10 protein-coding genes are annotated in these 18104 nt (G+C 34.5%); 8 read left to right on the forward strand and 2 right to left on the reverse strand.

Features of this window, described 5'->3' with window-relative positions; all coding sequences use genetic code 11:
* Window positions 1-45 precede the first annotated feature (45 nt).
* The 3 genes from VKJ25_RS07010 to VKJ25_RS07020 all read left to right on the forward strand — a co-directional run bounded on the left by VKJ25_RS07010 (window position 46) and on the right by VKJ25_RS07020 (window position 5140).
* Window positions 46-2994: a M48 family metalloprotease gene (locus VKJ25_RS07010; RefSeq protein WP_324235908.1), complete on the forward strand. Its 2949-nt coding sequence runs from the start codon at window positions 46-48 to the stop codon at window positions 2992-2994.
* An 8-nt stretch (window positions 2995-3002) separates the two neighbouring features.
* On the forward strand, window positions 3003-3179 hold the full coding sequence (locus VKJ25_RS07015) for a hypothetical protein (protein WP_324235909.1): 177 nt from the start codon (window positions 3003-3005) through the stop codon (window positions 3177-3179).
* Window positions 3180-4639: 1460 nt separating this feature from the next.
* Window positions 4640-5140, forward strand: a complete 501-nt coding sequence (locus tag VKJ25_RS07020) for an RNA recognition motif domain-containing protein (RefSeq protein WP_324235910.1) — start codon at window positions 4640-4642, stop codon at window positions 5138-5140.
* A 939-nt stretch (window positions 5141-6079) separates the two neighbouring features.
* On the opposite strand, the gene crtB is transcribed toward VKJ25_RS07020, so the two are convergent.
* On the reverse strand, window positions 6080-7018 hold the full coding sequence (crtB, locus tag VKJ25_RS07025; RefSeq protein WP_324235911.1) for a 15-cis-phytoene synthase CrtB: 939 nt from the start codon (window positions 7016-7018) through the stop codon (window positions 6080-6082).
* The gene (gene pds / locus VKJ25_RS07030) at window positions 7008-8447 is read right to left on the reverse strand and encodes a 15-cis-phytoene desaturase (protein WP_324235912.1); all 1440 of its coding nucleotides are present in this window, start codon (window positions 8445-8447) and stop codon (window positions 7008-7010) included. Before pds ends, crtB begins: the two co-directional genes overlap by 11 nt.
* Before the next feature lie 614 nt (window positions 8448-9061).
* Here pds and dnaK point away from each other — a divergent pair.
* From dnaK to VKJ25_RS07055, 5 genes are all read left to right on the forward strand, one after another.
* On the forward strand, window positions 9062-11107 hold the full coding sequence (gene dnaK / locus VKJ25_RS07035) for a molecular chaperone DnaK (RefSeq protein ID WP_324235913.1): 2046 nt from the start codon (window positions 9062-9064) through the stop codon (window positions 11105-11107).
* 600 nt (window positions 11108-11707) lie between these two features.
* Entirely contained in the window at window positions 11708-12709 is a 1002-nt protein-coding gene (locus VKJ25_RS07040) for a J domain-containing protein (RefSeq protein ID WP_324235914.1), read from the forward strand.
* 455 nt (window positions 12710-13164) lie between these two features.
* Complete coding sequence (locus VKJ25_RS07045) at window positions 13165-13290, forward strand: hypothetical protein (RefSeq protein WP_324235915.1); 126 nt, start codon at window positions 13165-13167, stop codon at window positions 13288-13290.
* A 994-nt stretch (window positions 13291-14284) separates the two neighbouring features.
* Window positions 14285-16777 (forward strand): dynamin-like GTPase family protein, encoded by a 2493-nt coding sequence (locus VKJ25_RS07050; RefSeq protein WP_324235916.1) that lies wholly within the window; start codon window positions 14285-14287, stop codon window positions 16775-16777.
* A gap of 644 nt (window positions 16778-17421) precedes the next feature.
* Entirely contained in the window at window positions 17422-17799 is a 378-nt protein-coding gene (locus VKJ25_RS07055) for a KGK domain-containing protein (RefSeq protein ID WP_324235917.1), read from the forward strand.
* Window positions 17800-18104: the final 305 nt, after the last annotated feature.

An 18104-nucleotide genomic window follows, 5' to 3' on the forward strand; every position in this document is an offset into this window, starting at 1 on the left:
TTTGTCTGGTCAAACTCAGTCAACTATAACTCAAAAATTTAATCAATGATCAATAAAACATCTCCTGGTGCTAATAACTATGTACCAGAAAAACCATCTCTAAAAATCGGATTACTTGCTCTGAAGCAAAAAAATTATTATCAGGCGATCGCTCACCTAAAAATAATTGCTGAACAAGAATCTCTCAAGGAAAAGTTAAGAGCTAAAATAGGTTTAGTTATTGCTTATGAAAAAACTAAACAAGTAGATAATGCTATTTCTTTATGTCGTAATCTTACTAAAGTTTCTGATAGTAAGATTCAAAGTTTTGCTGATCTTCATCTCAAAGAATTATTAAAGCAATATCCACCCCAAAATCTAACAAGATCAACAATTCCTACCCCTAAATCTCCAGAATTATCTCCCCAAAATCAACAACCTCTTGAAACAGAAATTATTCCTTTTCATCCTACTTCAGATAATTTGAAATCTGCTCAAAATCAGAATAAAATCTCTAAGCAAAATATTGATTTATCTGTAGGAACTGGTTTTCATTCAATCTCAAAAAAATCAAATAATTTCCCAAAAAAATCTACCCCTAAATCTCCAGAATTATCTCCCCAAAATCAACAACCTCTTGAAACAGAAATTATTCCTTTTCATCCTACTTCAGATAATTTGAAATCTGCTCAAAATCAGAATGAAATCTCTAAGCAAAATATTGATTTACCTGTAGAAACTGGTTTTCATTCAATCTCAAAAAAAACAAATGATTTGCCAGAAAATTATAGTCAAACTTCAGATTTTGTACAACATTCTCAGTCAAATAAAAATCATATAGAGATAAATAAAAATCAATCTCCTGATTTATCAAAGATAGTTAATAAGTCAAATTTAAAAAAGACAAATAAATCCGATAAAATTTCCAAAAAAATTGCTTATAACTCACAAAAAAATGTTAGTCAAACTTCAGATTTTGTACAACATTCTCAGTCAAATAAAAATCATATAGAGATAAATAAAAATCAATCTCCTGATTTATCAAAGATAGTTAATAAATCCAATTCAGAAAGTACAGAAGAATTCCATAAAACATCAACAAACACTACTTCAAACCAAACAGAAAATTCACCTAAATTGAAATGGCATCAAGCAGGAAGAGCCAAAGCAGGTCGTCGTCTTAAATCTCCTAATTTAACTCTTTTATGGATAGAACAAATAGTCGTAATTATTACTCTATTCTGGCTAAGTCTTACCATACTAAAATTTAGCTTAGATGCCACAAATGATTTTCTAGTTTGGCTGCCTTATTCTCAACCAATTCAAATTTTTTATCGAGACCCAACTCGCAATTTTATAATTTTTCTAACAGTATTATTTATATTCTCTCCTTGGTTAATTGATGGATTATTAATACTTACTTATAATCTCCAAACTCTACCAACAACAACTCTAATTAATTACAGTAAAGAAGCTAATAAACTACTCCGTAATTTCTGTAAAAAACAAAAGATAAAGAAAATTACTTTGAAAGTTTTACCAATAGATGTTCCTATAGCATTTAGCTATGGATGTTTGCCTCGTTTTTTCCGAATAGTTGTTAGTCAAGGATTATTAGATAATCTGGCAGAAGATGAAATTGCGACAATTTACGCTAGAGAAATTAGTCATGTTAAAATAGGAGATTTTCGGTTAATATCTCTAGCTAATTTAATGTTGCAAGTTCCCTACACTATTTATTGGCAATTAACTTTTTGGGCAGATTGGATATTAAATTATATCAATCATAAATTACCTGATTCTTCACCAAAAGTTATCAAATCTTTTTTGCCTATTTTAGTATCTGGTTTCAGAATTTTAACTGCAATAATTTCGACTCTTAGTTATGGTTTATATTGGTTACTAAAATTTCCTATTTATTCATTATCTCGTCAGCGAATTTATTATAGCGATCGCCTAGCTTGTAACTTAACTTATAATCCTAATGGTCTGACACGCGCTCTTCTAAAAATTACAATTGGTATGGCTAATGATATAGAAAATCAAGGCAAAACTAGACATTTATTAGAGAGTTTTGAAATATTAATGCCAGTAGGAATAAACCAAGCTATTGCTACTGGTAGTCTTATTTTACATAGTGATTTTGAATCTATTTTTAACTGGGATATTATTAGCCCGTATCGTCGATGGTTAGAAATTAATAATACTCATCCTTTACTTGGTGATCGCTTAAAAAAATTAAGTCTATATGCTAATTTATGGAAACTAGAAACAGAATTAGATTTAGAAAATATAAATGCTGATGTAGCTGCAAAAAATAAATTAATCAGTGTTACTGAAAACAAGAAAATTTCTATCTCAAAAAATATTTACTTGCCAAAACTTTTGCTTCAGGGAGCGCCATTTTTTGGTATTTTAATAGGTCTAGGTTTTGCTATTTGTTTATGGTTAATAGGTATATTTTCATCTGTTATTGGTCTTTGGCGTTTAGATTGGCTATTTGGAGATGTTTCCATTTTAGTTGGTTGTTTAACTATGGGTTTTAGTATTGGTATTTTGATGAGAATTAACCAATTTTTTCCCGATTTAAAGCTAACTAAAATATTGCAAAATTCTGACCTATTAGAATTATTAACTAATCCAAACGCTTTGCCATTAGATAGTCAAATAATTCAATTAAAAGGTCAGCTTCTGGGAAAAAGTGGAATGAGTAATTGGTTGGGACAAGATTTGATTCTGCAAACAACAAAAGGTCTAATTAAGTTGCATTATTCTAATAGATTTGGTCCTATTGGTAACTTATGGCCGAAAATGAATCGTCCTAGCGATTTTGTTGGTAAGTCTGTAACTGTGACTGGTTGGTGGAGGCGAGGAGCTACTCCTTGGATAGATGTAAATACTATAAAAGCTGAAAATTGTCAATCTATTAACAGCGACCATCCTCTTTGGTCAACAATTTTAGCTGTTTCTCTTGCTATATGGGGAGCTTATGTGGTAAGCACTGGCAAATTTTAATTTCGGTTTTGTGGACTGTGGGAGGTGTGGGAAGTGTGGAAGGTGTCGAAGGTGTGGAAGGTGTGGAAGGTGTGGAAGGTGTGGAAGGTGTGGAAGGTGTGGGAAGTGTGGGAGGTATGGGAAGTGTGGAAAAAAAATTCTGGTGGTGCTGCATTTTAGAGGTTGTGCATTGTCATATTCGTTAGAAAATATAGCAGTGGGAGCATCTTGCTCCCGTCCCAGATATTCCTTCGTCCCAGATATTCCTTTTTCCTACATATTCATAACTTACGCATAGACTCTACATATAGTGTTTAAAAACTATTGCACAATAGTTTTAGACTCTACATTTAGTAGCTCTGCGTAAGTTCAGATATTAATTAATGGTATGAAGGACTACTAAATTTTTTATGTAAAGAAACGTTGCATTCTTGAAGTAGTTATGTTAAATTTATTTACATAAGGTTGCTTAATCCAAGTAACTTGACAATTTTGCCTAGCTCAATAGTTTCGTCTGATGTGAAAAATTTAGGTAACTATATTGCAGATGTTTGAAAATATGAACTGATATTTCCAATAAATAAGCATTAGCCTACTAAACATAGTTTGTTGATATATAGAAAACCTCTAATTAACTCATAGCAGATAAGACTTTGTGGGTAGGAAATCTCAAATCTCCCAACACAGCAAGTTTTACCAGTTGGATATATCCGCTGGTTTTTTTTTAGCAACTCAGAAATTTGGTAATTTGAAAAGTAGCGATTTAATAATTAATAATTAATAATTAATAATTAATAATTACCTTTGGGGCTAAATAGGGCTGGCTAATTAAATCTCAAACCCTCTACAGATAAACTTTTTAGGATTTTTAGGTCGAAAAAAGTACAAGGAACTATTTTTTCAACTACTTCCTTTGTAACTTCCTGCTTCTCATTACTCTTAACTACTCCCTACTCCCTACTCCCTACTCCCTACCTCCATAAAAAGACTTTCCATAAGCAAAACCTAGTTAAATTTAATAAAAATAGTAAATTCCCAATTACATCCCATTAACTCCCTGCTCCCTTTTCCCTATTCCCTCTCTCGACTAAAAAATTTTTTTCCCACAAATACTTAATAGATATTGACTTAGGATTATGATAAGTTTATAGTAGTTAAGAAATAACTAGCATGTTAACAAAAGAAAGATAATCCATAAGCATTTCCGATTTGGTTGAAAAATAAGTCAAATATTTTGATTAAAGTTTTAGTTCTCACCCAACAGGGAGTATACTATAAATTATTAATATTGTATTAGCAATTGTGTGATTTGAATTAAGCAGGCTTTGAGGTTATATTTAAAAATTGCGACGATAACCGTTGAGCAAATCAATATTAAAAAGAAGTAATTAAGCAAAGCCTATAGTTTTGTTTCTTGAGTAATGAGCAAAAAGTTTAAACAACAATCTGACAAAATTAAATTATTTGCTAGAGTTGACCAAAATAAAAAATTGGAAATAATTTCATTTGGTAAATATAGGTATTTGTTAAAGTTCTTCACATTTCAAAGTCTAGAGCAGTTTTGTTGAATTCTGCTCTTGTTTTCTGTTAAATCAATTTCATTTGACCAAGTTTTCATTTGTTCTAATTTCAACAATTAAAATTCAAAGTTTGGAGGAATTTTCTCATGTCAATTCGTTTATATATTGGTAATTTACCTAAAGAGGTAATGGAACGTCAAGAACTACAAGATGTTTTTAAAGAAGAAGGTGATAGTGTAACTACTAAATTAATCACAGATCGGAAAACTGGTAAATGTCGTGGTTTTGGTTTTGTGACAGTTAAAAATGATGAACAAGCTGACCAAATTATTGAAAAGTATAATGGTTATCAGTTTAAAGAAACTCCTTTAAAGATTGAAAAAGCATTGCCTCGCACTAATAAGAATAAGGGTGAGTCTGAGAATACTGAGAGTGAACCTAAAGATGAATCTAAAATTGAATCTAAACCAGTTACTAAAAGCAATTCTAACAAAGGTAAAAAGTCTCGTCGTGATAAGGATAAAGGAGGTTCTTCTAAAACTTCTAATAATAACTCTAGTAGTAATGAAGCAGTTCAACCAGACCCTCGTTGGGCGGATGCTTTGACAAAGTTGAGGGAGCGTTTGGCAGCTACCAGTAATTCTTAAGACTTTATTCAGTAAACTAAAAAAGTAGATATAGTATTATTATCATAATTCTAACTATATCTACTGTATTGTTTCACCTAAAAATGTGCATGATTATTTGTCATTGCGTTTTCGCCACTAGAGTCTAAATGAAAAGCTAAACGACATGAAAAGCGCAGCCTTGCGAAGCCCAAACGAACGATAGTGTTGGCGGAGCATGACCCCAGGAAAGCAATCTCAGGCCAACTCTCTATATGCAGTATTGAAAATGAAACCGTCCACTACAAAGCTCATAACATATTTTGGATAAATTAGGGTTTGCTGATTAAATCGAAAAGTATTCATATATCAATGTATTTGCCTTTTTGGGTAGTGAAAAAGTATCATATATTTGCCCCTTTTGGTTGAAAGAGTGAATAATTTGTAAAATATAGACACCTAAGTCAAGGGATGATTTTTCCGAGTAATTCTTTCTTACTCTTGACTTTGTAAAGACGCTCCCCATGCAACGTCCTTACTACTCCCTACTTCCTGCAAAGGGCAAAAAGACTTTCTATACAAAAAGCCAAATTTAGATATACACTAAATGGTGAAGATGAAGATATTGTTGTAGTGCAGGCCGGAAATCCTCCGATGGGTTTACCTTATAGCAATGGGAAGTGACCGCTATATCTTTTAAATTTATTAGTTATGATTTGCTGATTAAATATCAAAGGTTGGGCTGGTAAAGGCTTTAACCTTTTTAACTTCTGATTTCTGGGAAACCATAAAAGTACCTATTTTTTGGCTGTTATCGTCTAAAAAATGGTAAAATTTTGGGTCTGATTATCAGGAAATTTGCCCTAGCAGATAGTCTAAAGGGAAAGTTTGAAAGGATATCGAAGAAAAAAGTATTTTGGTAAATATAAATATGAGATGCACCCTCTCAGTTGAATAAAAAAAAGAATAAACTGGTAAGACTTACAATACTATTGACCTCAGAAAAGCTACAGGTAAACATACCAACTTTCGAGGAGTAGGAACATAAGCTCGATAATTAAATACATCATAATTATTTCGCTCAATAGCATTTAAAATATTACTATAAAGCATAGAAGCTGACCAAACAGGCCAACGAATATCCGCACTCAAACCCTTAATACCTCTTTCTGCATCAACAAAAAACTTACGCGCCCTATTAATTTGAAACTTCATCAACTCTCGCCAACGATCATCAATTACACCATTCAATAAATCTTCTTCGGTATAATCAAACAAAGCTAATTCTTCTAACGGAAGATAAATTCGACCTCGACGAGCATCCTCTCCCACATCCCTTAAAATATTTGTCAGTTGATTTGCTATTCCCAAAGCGATCGCCTCCGATACAGGAGACTCAATTTTTTGGCCTTTTTCCCAGGGAGCAGCAAAATTTGATTTGGCTACTCCCATAACTGGCATAGTCATTAAACCAACTGTACCTGCAACTCGATAACAATAAAGCTTCAGTTCCTCAAATGTTTGGTAGCGACTCCGGTATAAATCCATTTGCTGACCAGCAATCATATCTCTAAATGGTTGTATATCTATAGGATATCGAGATAAAGTATCTACTAATGCTACATCTGCATCTGCTAACGGATAGCCAGCAAAAACAGATTCCAGCTTTTGTTCCCACTCTTGGAGAGTTTCTGTGGTTGTAGTATTAGACATAGGTCCATCAACCAGTTCATCTGTACGACGACACCAGACATAAATTGCCCATATCGCTTTACTTTTGGCCTTTGGCATTAACTGAGTGCCCATGTAAAAAGTTTTAGAGTAGGTAGCTGTGACTTGACGACACAGTTCGTAAGATTCTTCTAAAGATACTAGGGATGAACCAGTCATTTTTGGGGAAATTTTAGACCTATGCAGCATTCTTTGCTGGGGTTGAAGTTGTTCGTTGCAGGTTTGCATGAGATTCAAGGTGGGTAGAAGCTGCTTTAGCGATCGCCTGAGCTGTTAGTTTACCAGAAAGTACGGCTCCTTCCATGCTAGCTAGATACCTTTGCATTGTATAATCTCCTGTGAGGAAAAAATTACCAATGGGAGTTTCTTGGGAAGGACGACAGTCTTGACGACCTGGAGTAGCTTTGTATACAGAGCGGGGTGTTTTTACAACATGATATTTTAACAATTTAGCTGGAGATTCTTCTGTAAAATGAGTTGGAAATAATTTTTCTAACTCTGCCATTGTGGCTGCGACTATTTCTTCATAGGATTTAGTTATCCAATCTTTTGCTGGTGCTAATACTAATTCCAACATAGAACGGTCGGGGTTAGCATATTCGCGACAAGTGTTACTCATATCTGCGTAGACACTTAGTAGGGGCGATCTGGAAAATAATAAATGGTCTATATTTGTAAGTTTACGGTCAAACCACAAATGTAAATTTATTACTGGTACTCCTTCTAAACCATTGAGCTTTTGGAAATATTCCATTTCCTGCCACGGTTTGGGCAACATTACCTTTAGAGGATCGACTGGCATTGCTGATACATAAGCATCCACTGTCAGAACTTTATCCTCTGCTCCATCTAATCCTCTAATTAGGAATCCACTAACTGTACCATTATCGTTCAACATAAATTCTTTGATCGGTGAATTTAACCGTACTTCTCCCCCTCTTTCGGTAATATATTCTACCAGAGGTTGACATAATCTTTCTGTGGGAGAACCATCTAAAAATGCCATCTTCGATCCATTTTTCTCTTGGAGAAAACGGTTGAGAGCTGTCAGAATTATAGTTGAGGATATTGATTCTGGGCCGATAAAGTTCAGCGCTTTGGACATAGCGATGAATACTTCTGTCTCTACCCTTGAAGGCACATTTTGTTTCTTCAGCCATTCTGAGAAACTATATTTGTCCATCTCCTCTACATATTTTTGGCCTTGGACTATAGCTGGGATTAAACCTATACCAAACCTGATTTTTTCTGGCCAGGTTAGCATATCATTATTGCGGAGAATAGCCACTATCCCATTCAAGGGCGCTGGAAGATCGGGAAAGTCAAATCTGGAATATGTTCCAGGTTTTTCTGGCTGATTAAAAATCATGGTGTGCTGTTTCCATTGCAGTCTATCTTCTATATCTAATTCTTTGAATAACTGCAACATATTTGGATAAGCACCAAAAAATATATGTAGACCAGTTTCATACCAGTCTCCATCTTCGTCTTTCCATGCTGCCACTTTACCTCCGAGTACGTCCCGTTTTTCTAGGACTATTGGAGTATGACCCATGTCTGTTAAATATTTAGCACAGGAAAGACCTGCTAAACCTGCTCCGGCGATCGCTACTCGCATTTGATTGGTAAAAACCTCTTAAAATTAAATTTACTTATTTTTTTATTATTACTTTACAAGTTGTTACAAAATTCAGCAACATCTAAATTAAGTTATTTCTGATTTTTCTGAACATACTTTCTTTTTTTTTCGTAAGCATTTTCTGGGTCGTGGTGCGCCAACAGCTATTAGCAATCAGCTCAAGGGAAAAATGAATGAAGCAGCACTGTTTTAACTTCTACTTTTCAACTATATATATTATCTGAAATTGTGAACCAATATAGTTTACGGCCGGAAATTATAGATAGATGTCCCTCAGAAACTGTTAACGAAGTTCCTCCGTTAGGAGGCTAGCTGAATGCTGACTTTTTTTTCAGCCCATCTTTTTGACAAGAAAGAATAATTATGGTAATAGTACACCAAAATTAGCAATAAAGTTGTATTATTTTAATAAAGTATAAAAATACTAAGGTTAGCTGTTTAATATATAAAATATATAGATTAAGATTAGCAGACGAAGGTATTTTAAGAGCCAATAATAATATAGATTAGGCGGTGAGGCAATCCTCATAAAGACCAAAGAATTTGACACGATAAAATAATCAACAATAAGGACAGAACAAAAAAACTAAGGCATGGGCAAAGTAGTCGGCATAGACCTGGGCACAACAAACTCCGTAGTATCCGTCATGGAAGGCGGAAAGCCAATCGTAATAGCTAATTCAGAAGGAATGCGTACCACACCATCTGTAGTTGGCTTTACTAAGGAAGGAGAACGAATAGTGGGACAGATGGCCAGAAGGCAAACGGTTCTGAATCCCCAGAACACTTTCTATGGAGTCAAACGATACATTGGACGTAAATACTCTGAACTATCACCAGAGTCAAAACGTGTCCCCTATACGATTCGCCGGGACGAATACGGCAATGTCAAAATTAAATGTCCTCGAATGAAACGAGATTTTGCTCCTGAAGAAGTCTCGGCTATGATATTGCGAAAATTGGCAGATGAAGCAAGTCGTTATTTGGGAGAAGAGGTAACAGGAGCAGTAATTACCGTACCAGCTTATTTTAATGATTCTCAAAGACAAGCTACTCGTGATGCGGGGACTATTGCGGGTCTGGAAGTAAAACGTATTTTAAATGAACCAACTGCAGCATCTCTAGCTTATGGATTAGAAAATACAGAAAATCAGGTAATTTTGGTCTTTGACTTGGGTGGAGGTACATTTGATGTTTCTATCTTGGAAGTAGGAGATGGAGTATTTGAAGTTAAAGCTACCAGTGGTGATACTCAACTAGGTGGAAATGATTTTGACCAACGAGTAGTTGATTGGTTAGCTGAACAATTTTTAGAAGCGGAAGGAATAGATTTAAGAACTGACCGTCAAGCTCTACAAAGACTGACTGAAGCTGCCGAAAAAGCCAAAATTGAATTATCTGGGGTGGGGGTGACAGAAATTAATCTCCCCTTTATTACGGCCACACCAGATGGTCCTAAACATCTGGAAACTAGGCTAACTCGCTCTCAATTTGAAGGACTTTGTGGAGATTTAGTTCCCAGAATCCGACGTCCAGTAAAAATGGCTTTGAAAGATGCTGGTATTAATCCTTCTATGATTGATGAGGTAGTATTAGTAGGAGGTTCAACTCGGATTCCTTTTGTCCAAGACTTAGTTTATTCTCTGATTGATAGAGAACCAAATCAGGGAGTTAATCCTGATGAAGTTGTGGCAGTGGGGGCAGCTATTCAGGCTGGTATTTTAGGTGGGGATGTCCGAGATGTGTTATTATTAGACGTGACCCCATTGTCTGTAGGCTTAGAAACTATCGGGGGAGTGATGAAAAAACTTATTCCTCGAAATACTACTATTCCGGTACGACGTTCTGATATCTTTTCTACTGGCGAAAATAATCAAACCTTAGTTGAAATTCATGTAATTCAGGGAGAACGAGAAATAGCTGCTGATAATAAGTCTCTCGGAAAATTTAAACTTACCGGTATTCCACCTGCACCAAGGGGTGTCCCCCAGGTACAAGTTGCCTTTGATGTTGATGCTAATGGTATTTTGCAGGTAACGGCGATGGACAAAACTACTGGTAGGTCTCAAAGTATTACGATTCAAGGAGCTTCCACTTTAAGTCAGCAAGAAATTAGTCAGATGATTCGGGATGCGGAAAAGTTTGCTGAAGCAGATCGACTGAAACGGGAGCGGGTAGATAAGCGTAATAAGGCTGAGGCTTTGGCCTTTCAAGCCGAACGACAACTCCGAGAGGTGGCCTTGGATTATGGGATGCAGTTTGCGGCCAGAAGTCGTCAACGGATTGAGATGTTGATTAGGGAACTGCGGGATAGTTTGGAACAGGATGATGAAAGGGGTATCGATCAGGTGGGGGTTGATTTACAAGATGCTCTCTACGATCTGAAACGTGAGATTTCAATTTATACTTCGGAAGAGAGTGATGATGATTTCTTTGGGTCTGTGCGCCGAACTATATCTGGGAATGAGCGTAAGTACAGGGAACGTTATGATTATGATTATGAACCTAGGGTTTATGATCGTCCTCCTGAGCGTCGAATTAGTAATCGTCCAACTCGTCCAACTCGTCCAACTCGTCCAACTCGTCCTTATCAAAGTCAAGATTGGGATAATGATGATGATGATGATGATTGGTTGTAAGAGGGAGTAGGGAGTAGGGAGTAGGGAGTAGTAATTGATAGTTTATGGATAAGAATTAATTTTATTTTTAATTTTTAGAGATGTCTATTGTGTATTTTAGGTTAGGTAAAAGATACTTTTTTACTCTATTATTTAAAATGATATAGTGAACATCAAAAGTTATTGTATATTTAAAATTAAATAACTTAGTTATTATGATGACTGAGGAGGTGAGAATTGAAAAATTTTCTAACTTAATCAGTAATTACTATATCTATAATTCTGGCTATCAAGTGAGAAGTATTAAATCTATAGTAGCAATCCTATATTCAAAATTTTTATAATAGTTAGTTTGAACTGATTTTTTTTAACTTCTCATTGTCTAACCATTAAATAAAATATTACAACTGAAATAGAATTACTATACTAAGCCGTTCACCATTTAAACCCTATATTTGTTCTGTTCTTAGTTAAGAAGACAAACCTGATTAATTATTATGACTTATGACTCCTGACATATAAGTTGCTGAAAAGCATTTTCAATATGTCTTAACTTATTTGTTTCAAGGAATGAAAAGAAAATATTTATTATTCAAACTACCTATAAGTTTAAGTTAGCAAATGCAAAACTTTCGGAATTATTATCAGATTCTAGATGTTTCTAAAGATGCTTCAGTGGATGAAATCAAGAAAGCATATAGACGATTAGCACGACAATTTCATCCAGATGTAAATCCAGGAAATAAACAGGCAGAAGAAAAGTTTAAAGATATTAATGAAGCTTACGATATTTTATCAGATTTAGACAAACGGGAAGAGTATGATAAGTTTATTCGATATTGGAAGCCAAAAGGAATTGGTAATAGAATGGGAGTACGGGTTCCCGATCTGAGAAATTGGGGAGATAATTTTTCTGGAAATAGTGGTAGGTTAGACAAGGATGTTGATGTTAGTGATTTTTCTGATTTTAATACTTTTGTAGACCAATTGTTGGGTCGTCGTCGGGAAGTTAAAACTCCAGCAACGGCAGCAAAACTAAGAACTCAGTCGTCTAGTGTTTATCGCCCTACTCAAAAAAAAGCAGTTTATAAGGCGATGGAAAGGGAGGCTAAAAAGGATATTGAGGCTAAGTTGACTTTGCCTCTGGAAAAGGCTTATGTGGGAGGGGTTGAGAAAATACGTTTGGAGGATGGACGGTCTATAGAGGTAAATATGCCTGCTGCTATGGTTAGTGGTCAAAGGATTCGTCTGAAAAATCAGGGCATTGGTGGGGGAGATTTGTATTTGAAAATTACGGTCGCTCCTCATGGTTTTTATCAGTTGGAGGGGGCGGACATTTTTTGTGAGTTGCCTATTACTCTTGTGGAGGCTGTTTTGGGTGGGGATGTTGAGGTTCCGACTTTGGATGGTTGGGTGAAGATGAAGTTGCCTCCAGGGGTGGTTTCTGGTCAACGTTTACGACTTGCGAGTAAGGGGTATCCTGATGGGAAGGGGGAGCGTGGAGACCAGTTGGTGGAGATTAAGATTGTGACTCCGAAGCAGCTTAGTGAGGAGGAGTTGGAGATATATCAGAAGTTACGGGATGTTGAGAGGTTTAAGCCACGAAAGGATTTGCCTGTTTGATTTGGTTTTTGGCTGAGTATGGGAAGCGTGGGAAAGTCAAGTAAAGACTGAGAACATTAGTTTATATCTTTAAGGTTGAATAAAAAATCATGCGTATAGACGAGTTGATCCATTAAAATAAATGATATCACATTTTTTTGAGGAATGCAAGCTGGATACTGAACAAAATTTTTTTGGGAGCTTTAGAAAATGATAATTGGTTTGGGGTGATCGCCTTTAGTAATTTCGGCAGGAATTTTTTCCTGAGAGGCAAGACATATAGTGGTTCTCATTTAAGCGAAATGCTATTACAGGCAAGATACTTTTATTATTAATATTTGTATTTCAGATACTGAGAATCTGCTGCATGGACTTTGGTTGAATAAAAAATCATAATTGTAGACAAGTATACCCAGTAGAATATACTTTATCACGATTTTTGGCAGAATGCAACCCCACTGCTACATAAAAATTTTTTGGGAGCTTCAGAAAATGATAATTGGTTGGAGGCGATCGCCTGTAGTGCTTCGGCAGAAAATTTTGGCTTCGAGACACATACAGGTATTGCAGACAAGATAAATGTCTATGGTAAAGAGGTTTGATGCTGAATGTCTGTATTTCAGATACTGAGAATCTGCTGTATGGGCTTTAATTGAATAAAAAATCATATATACAAACAAGTAGACCCAGTAAAATATACTTTATCACGTTTTTTTGAAGAATGCAACCCCACTACTGGATAAAAAATTTTGGGAAGCTTGAGGAAATGATAAAAATTTTTTGCCTTTTCTCAGATAGTCTTTGAGAAAAATTTATGAAATTATACCTGGCAAAAATTTGGCAGATTCAGAAATTTATGGGAATAAAAGTTAGCAGTTTGAATGATGTTTGTAGAGACGCTTTATAGAACATCTCTACAAAATTTTTGCGGGCAAAAAAAATACTAACTAATGGATAACGGATAATTGATAATTAGGGCTAGCTGATTAAATCTCAAATAATTTATAGATCAAGGTATTGGCATTTTTAGGTCGGGAAAAAGTACCTAGTTTTCATATCTTTATGCACAGTTCCCAAAAAATAAAAAAGTTAGCATATTGGGCAAGAGTTGAGCCAAAAATTACTCCCCCATTCCCCTATTCCCCTACTCTTTAAAAAATACTTTTTCAGCAAGCCAACCCTAATTAATCTCCAAAGTTTTAAAACTCCTCCTTTTAAGGATAAAAAAGAAATAATATTTCTGTATTTGGTGCAATCGTCTTGATTTTAACCAGAGGTAATTATTCATTATCAATGATCCATTATCAATTAATAAAAACCTGAATAAAAACCAATAATTAATTAGGGCTGGGTGATGAAATATAATGGATAATTAATAATTAGAGATATAGTAATGTTATTTTATTCGTGTCAAAAATCTTGCTAATTTTGGGAAATGAGTTTGAAGGCAATGATTAATAGGTAAAAGTTTCAGAATTGATTTATAGTTTTTGAATTGTGACAACCTAATTTAGTAATTTTATAGTTTTCATTATCCATGAATAAAGATTGTTATATACTAAAATAGTAGATATTTACTAATACTATTAGGTCACAATGAATTTAATTCCTCATCAATGTCAAGATTTACAAAATCAGGTAGAAAATCTACTGCAATTATTGCATCAAGAGCCTACTTTGAGACACGAAGATACAACGGCTGTTCGCTCTTCTTTAAATAAAGTAATTTCTCCAAAATTTGAAATAGTATTTGCTGGTGCTTTTAGTGCAGGAAAGTCGATGTTGATTAATGCTTTATTAGGTAGAGAATTACTCTATAGTGCGGAAGGTCATGCCACAGGAACCGAATGTTATATTGAATATGCTGAACCTGAAAAAGAAAGAGTGGTTTTGACATTTTTAAGTATTGCTGAAATTCAGGAACAAGTATCAGTTTTAAGGAGGCAATTAGGTTTAGACTCGAATGCAAATATTGAACAATCAGAGGTGATTGGAATTATTCGGGAACAATGTAATGCAATTATTAAAAATGAAGGAGGGGAAAATAAATCGGAACGCGCTAAACAAGCAAAGGCATTAAAGTTATTGGTGGATGGTTTTGAGGCAAATCAAGAATGTATTCATCCGATGCAAAATTCTATTTTTTCAATGGAACAGTTTAATTTTTCTAACCTGAAGGAAGCAGCTAGTTATGCGCGAAGAGGAATGAATAGTGCTGTGTTGAAGAAGGTGGAATATTATTGTCATCATCCTTTATTAGAGGATGGAAATGTCATTATTGATACTCCCGGAATTGATGCTCCTGTGGAGAAGGATGCTCAAGTTACTTATGACAAAATAGAGAACCCAGACACTTCGGCTGTTGTTTGTGTTTTGAAGCCTGCTGCTGCTGGAGATATGACAACTGAGGAAACAGAATTATTGGAAAAAATGCGAGAAAATCCTGGTATTAGAGATAGGGTTTTTTATGTTTTTAATCGCATAGATGAAACTTGGTATAATTCTCAACTTCGACAAAGATTAGAAAGTTTGATTATTTCTGATTTTAGAGATACGGAAAGGATTTATAAAACCAGTGGTTTATTAGGTTTTTATGGCAGTTTAATTAAAGAGACAAGTCGAGGCGATCGCTTTGGTTTGGATACTATATTTGTTAATAGTGTTAAAGGTTTGGATGGAGAGGAGGAAACGCCACAGTTTGTTTATGCTTTTAATAATTATTGTGGAACTTCTCGGAAACTTCCTAGTAATTTTCGGGTAAGTATTAATGGTTTTGAGTCGCCTAATGAAAATTATGTCAGGATTTTAGATGAGTGGGGAAAACCGTTAATTGAACAATTAATTATTGATAGTGGAATAGAGGAGTTTCGGAATGGAATTACTCGTTATCTGAAGGAGGAGAAACGCCCGCAGTTATTTGCAAATTTGGCAGATGATTTACAAAGTATCTGTATACAATTACAGAAAAATTATTTAGGAACTCAGCGAGATTTGGCAAGTCAACCTCAAGAAATAGAGGCGATGAAAGCTCAGGAATTATTGTTATTAAATTCTCAACTCCAAGAGGTGGGTGAGGGATTTAGTCAACATATTTCTGAGGAAGTAAATTTGTTAGTCACAAATAAATGTGATGGTTTTGAGGCTGATTTTAATCAACTCCAATCTCGAATGATTCGTCGTTTAGATGAACTGTTAGATACTTTTTCTGTGGAAGCTGCTTATAGTCGAGCAACTATTAATCATCCCCGGAATGCAACGGCTCCTTTATTGGCAGTTTTAGTAGAGGCACTTTATTATTTAGCTAATCAATTAGAGGATATTTTAGTTGATTCTACTCAGTTAGTAGTAACTGGATTTTTTCAACGTTTAATTGATAGGGTTCGCAAGTCAGAATATTATCGACAACTCTATCGTTTGTTAGGTAATGATGGAGGGATTGAAAAGCATTTAAAGGAGGTAGAAAAAGAAGTTAGTACGGCATTAATAAGTGCGGCGCGAATAGAATGTGATAGGTTTGTACGAGAAAGTCCGCGTTTTTATGATGAAGGAACTTTTTCTATTTATCAGTTTCGCCAGACTTTATTACAGACTTCTCAAAGTTTTGATTGTAGTAGTATGGTGGAGGCGGAACCTGCAATTAGACAATTGTTGAAGTTAGATTTTGAGCCAAAAGTTTCTAAGACTATTCGGCAAACTTTTCGGCAAACTGTGAATCAAACTTTGAAGACTAATTTATTACCAATGGCTGAAAAACAAGGGGAGGATATTATGCAGCAATATAATCAAGCGCGGAAATATTTAGAGCAAAGTTTGGAGAAGGAAGCTACTGAGAAAATTCAGAGAAATTTACGTTTTCAAGTTGAGGTTGAGGAGAAGATTAAGGTTTATAATCGGATAGTTTCTTATATTAATGGTTGTCTCCAGGCAATGTTGTTGAATGAGCGACAGTTGCCAATTATTTCTGAGTTTGATTTTGGCAAAAGTGAGGAAAATTTGGAAGTGGTAAGTAGTGAGAATGAGAAGTTATTGGAAAGTGAGGAAGTCTCGCCTCTTGATGATTTACGTCAAAAGATGAATTTGAATAGTTAGGGGAATTTTTTAGTAAGTATTTAGCCATAAAGTAAACATTAAGAAGTTAGCTATAGCAATTCTAAATAGTTTGTAAGATTTTATCGTAGGGGTTTGGTCTCCAAACCCAAGTGCCGAGAGATTTGGAAACTAAACCCCTAAAGTTTTTTCTCACAAATTATTTTATGTTGCTATATCAGCTATTAGTTTTATTGCTTTTAGTTGGCAAATAGAGCTACTTGCTTTTGTTCTTAAATTATCTAGTTGAAAATGTAGTAGAAGTTAAGCGAATATTTGCTTTATTCATTAAAAATATGTTTGCGTAGTATTCCGCAGAAAAAGTTTAATATTAATAGCTGAATCAGTTATTTCTGAGAGAAGGAGGTAAAAGCAATTGAAAAATTTAGAGAGAGTTAAAAGTTACTGAAAAAGTAAGATTATTTAATTTTAGAAGGAATTATTCATTATTTGCTGAAGTCTTTACTGTTAAGAGTTGGTTGTGCAGCATTCCGCAGGAAATGTTTACATTTTTTATCTGAAAAAAGTGTAGAATATTTTTGAGGTATCCTAGAATTACTCGCTAAATATTTTATTGGAAACGGAGAAATTAAAAATGGCAAATAATTCAGATAATCAAGAATTTATTTTTCTGGAGGGAGAAGAGCTTGTTAAACTCGATAAAAAAAACATATAACCAATTAAATTTATCTGGAAACAACTTTGATAATTTACATCTAGTAATTGAACAATTAAAGCCAGTAATTATTCAAAGAGTGCTAAATGATAATAATTTAAAAAATCAGTTATTTGGAGATGGTATAGATATAGAATCTGAGATTTTGAAACCAGGTAAACAATGGCAAAAAGGGAAAATTAAGGTAGAACTTAATTTCAAATTTTACCCTGATGAACCTGAAGCAAAAATCGAACAAAAACAATTAAATCAGTTAGAAAGTTCTAGTGATAATAATTCTGAAGTTTTGGAAACTGAAGTATCTCCACTTGATGATTTACGGCAAAAATTTAATCAGGAAAATCAGTAGAAACTTTCTAGGATAAAATTAATTTGTGTAGGAGATTTTTTCCCAGTTTATAGTTCTGCTTTAGTCCTACTAGATTTGTGGTGCTAAAGCACTACTACTAACTAATATTTGAGAAACTTTAGAAGAAATAGAAGAAAATGAATCAAGTCATTTAAAGAATGAAGAAAAAAATTCTGGGGATAATAATTCTGAAGTTCTAGAAACTGAAGTATCTCCACTTGATGATTTACGGCAAAAATTTAATCAGTAAAATCAGTAGAAACTTTCTAGGAGAAAATTGATTTGTGCAGGAGATTTTTCCCAGT

It is taken from the genome of Okeania sp., assembly GCF_035285525.1.
GTDB lineage: Bacteria > Cyanobacteriota > Cyanobacteriia > Cyanobacteriales > Microcoleaceae > Trichodesmium.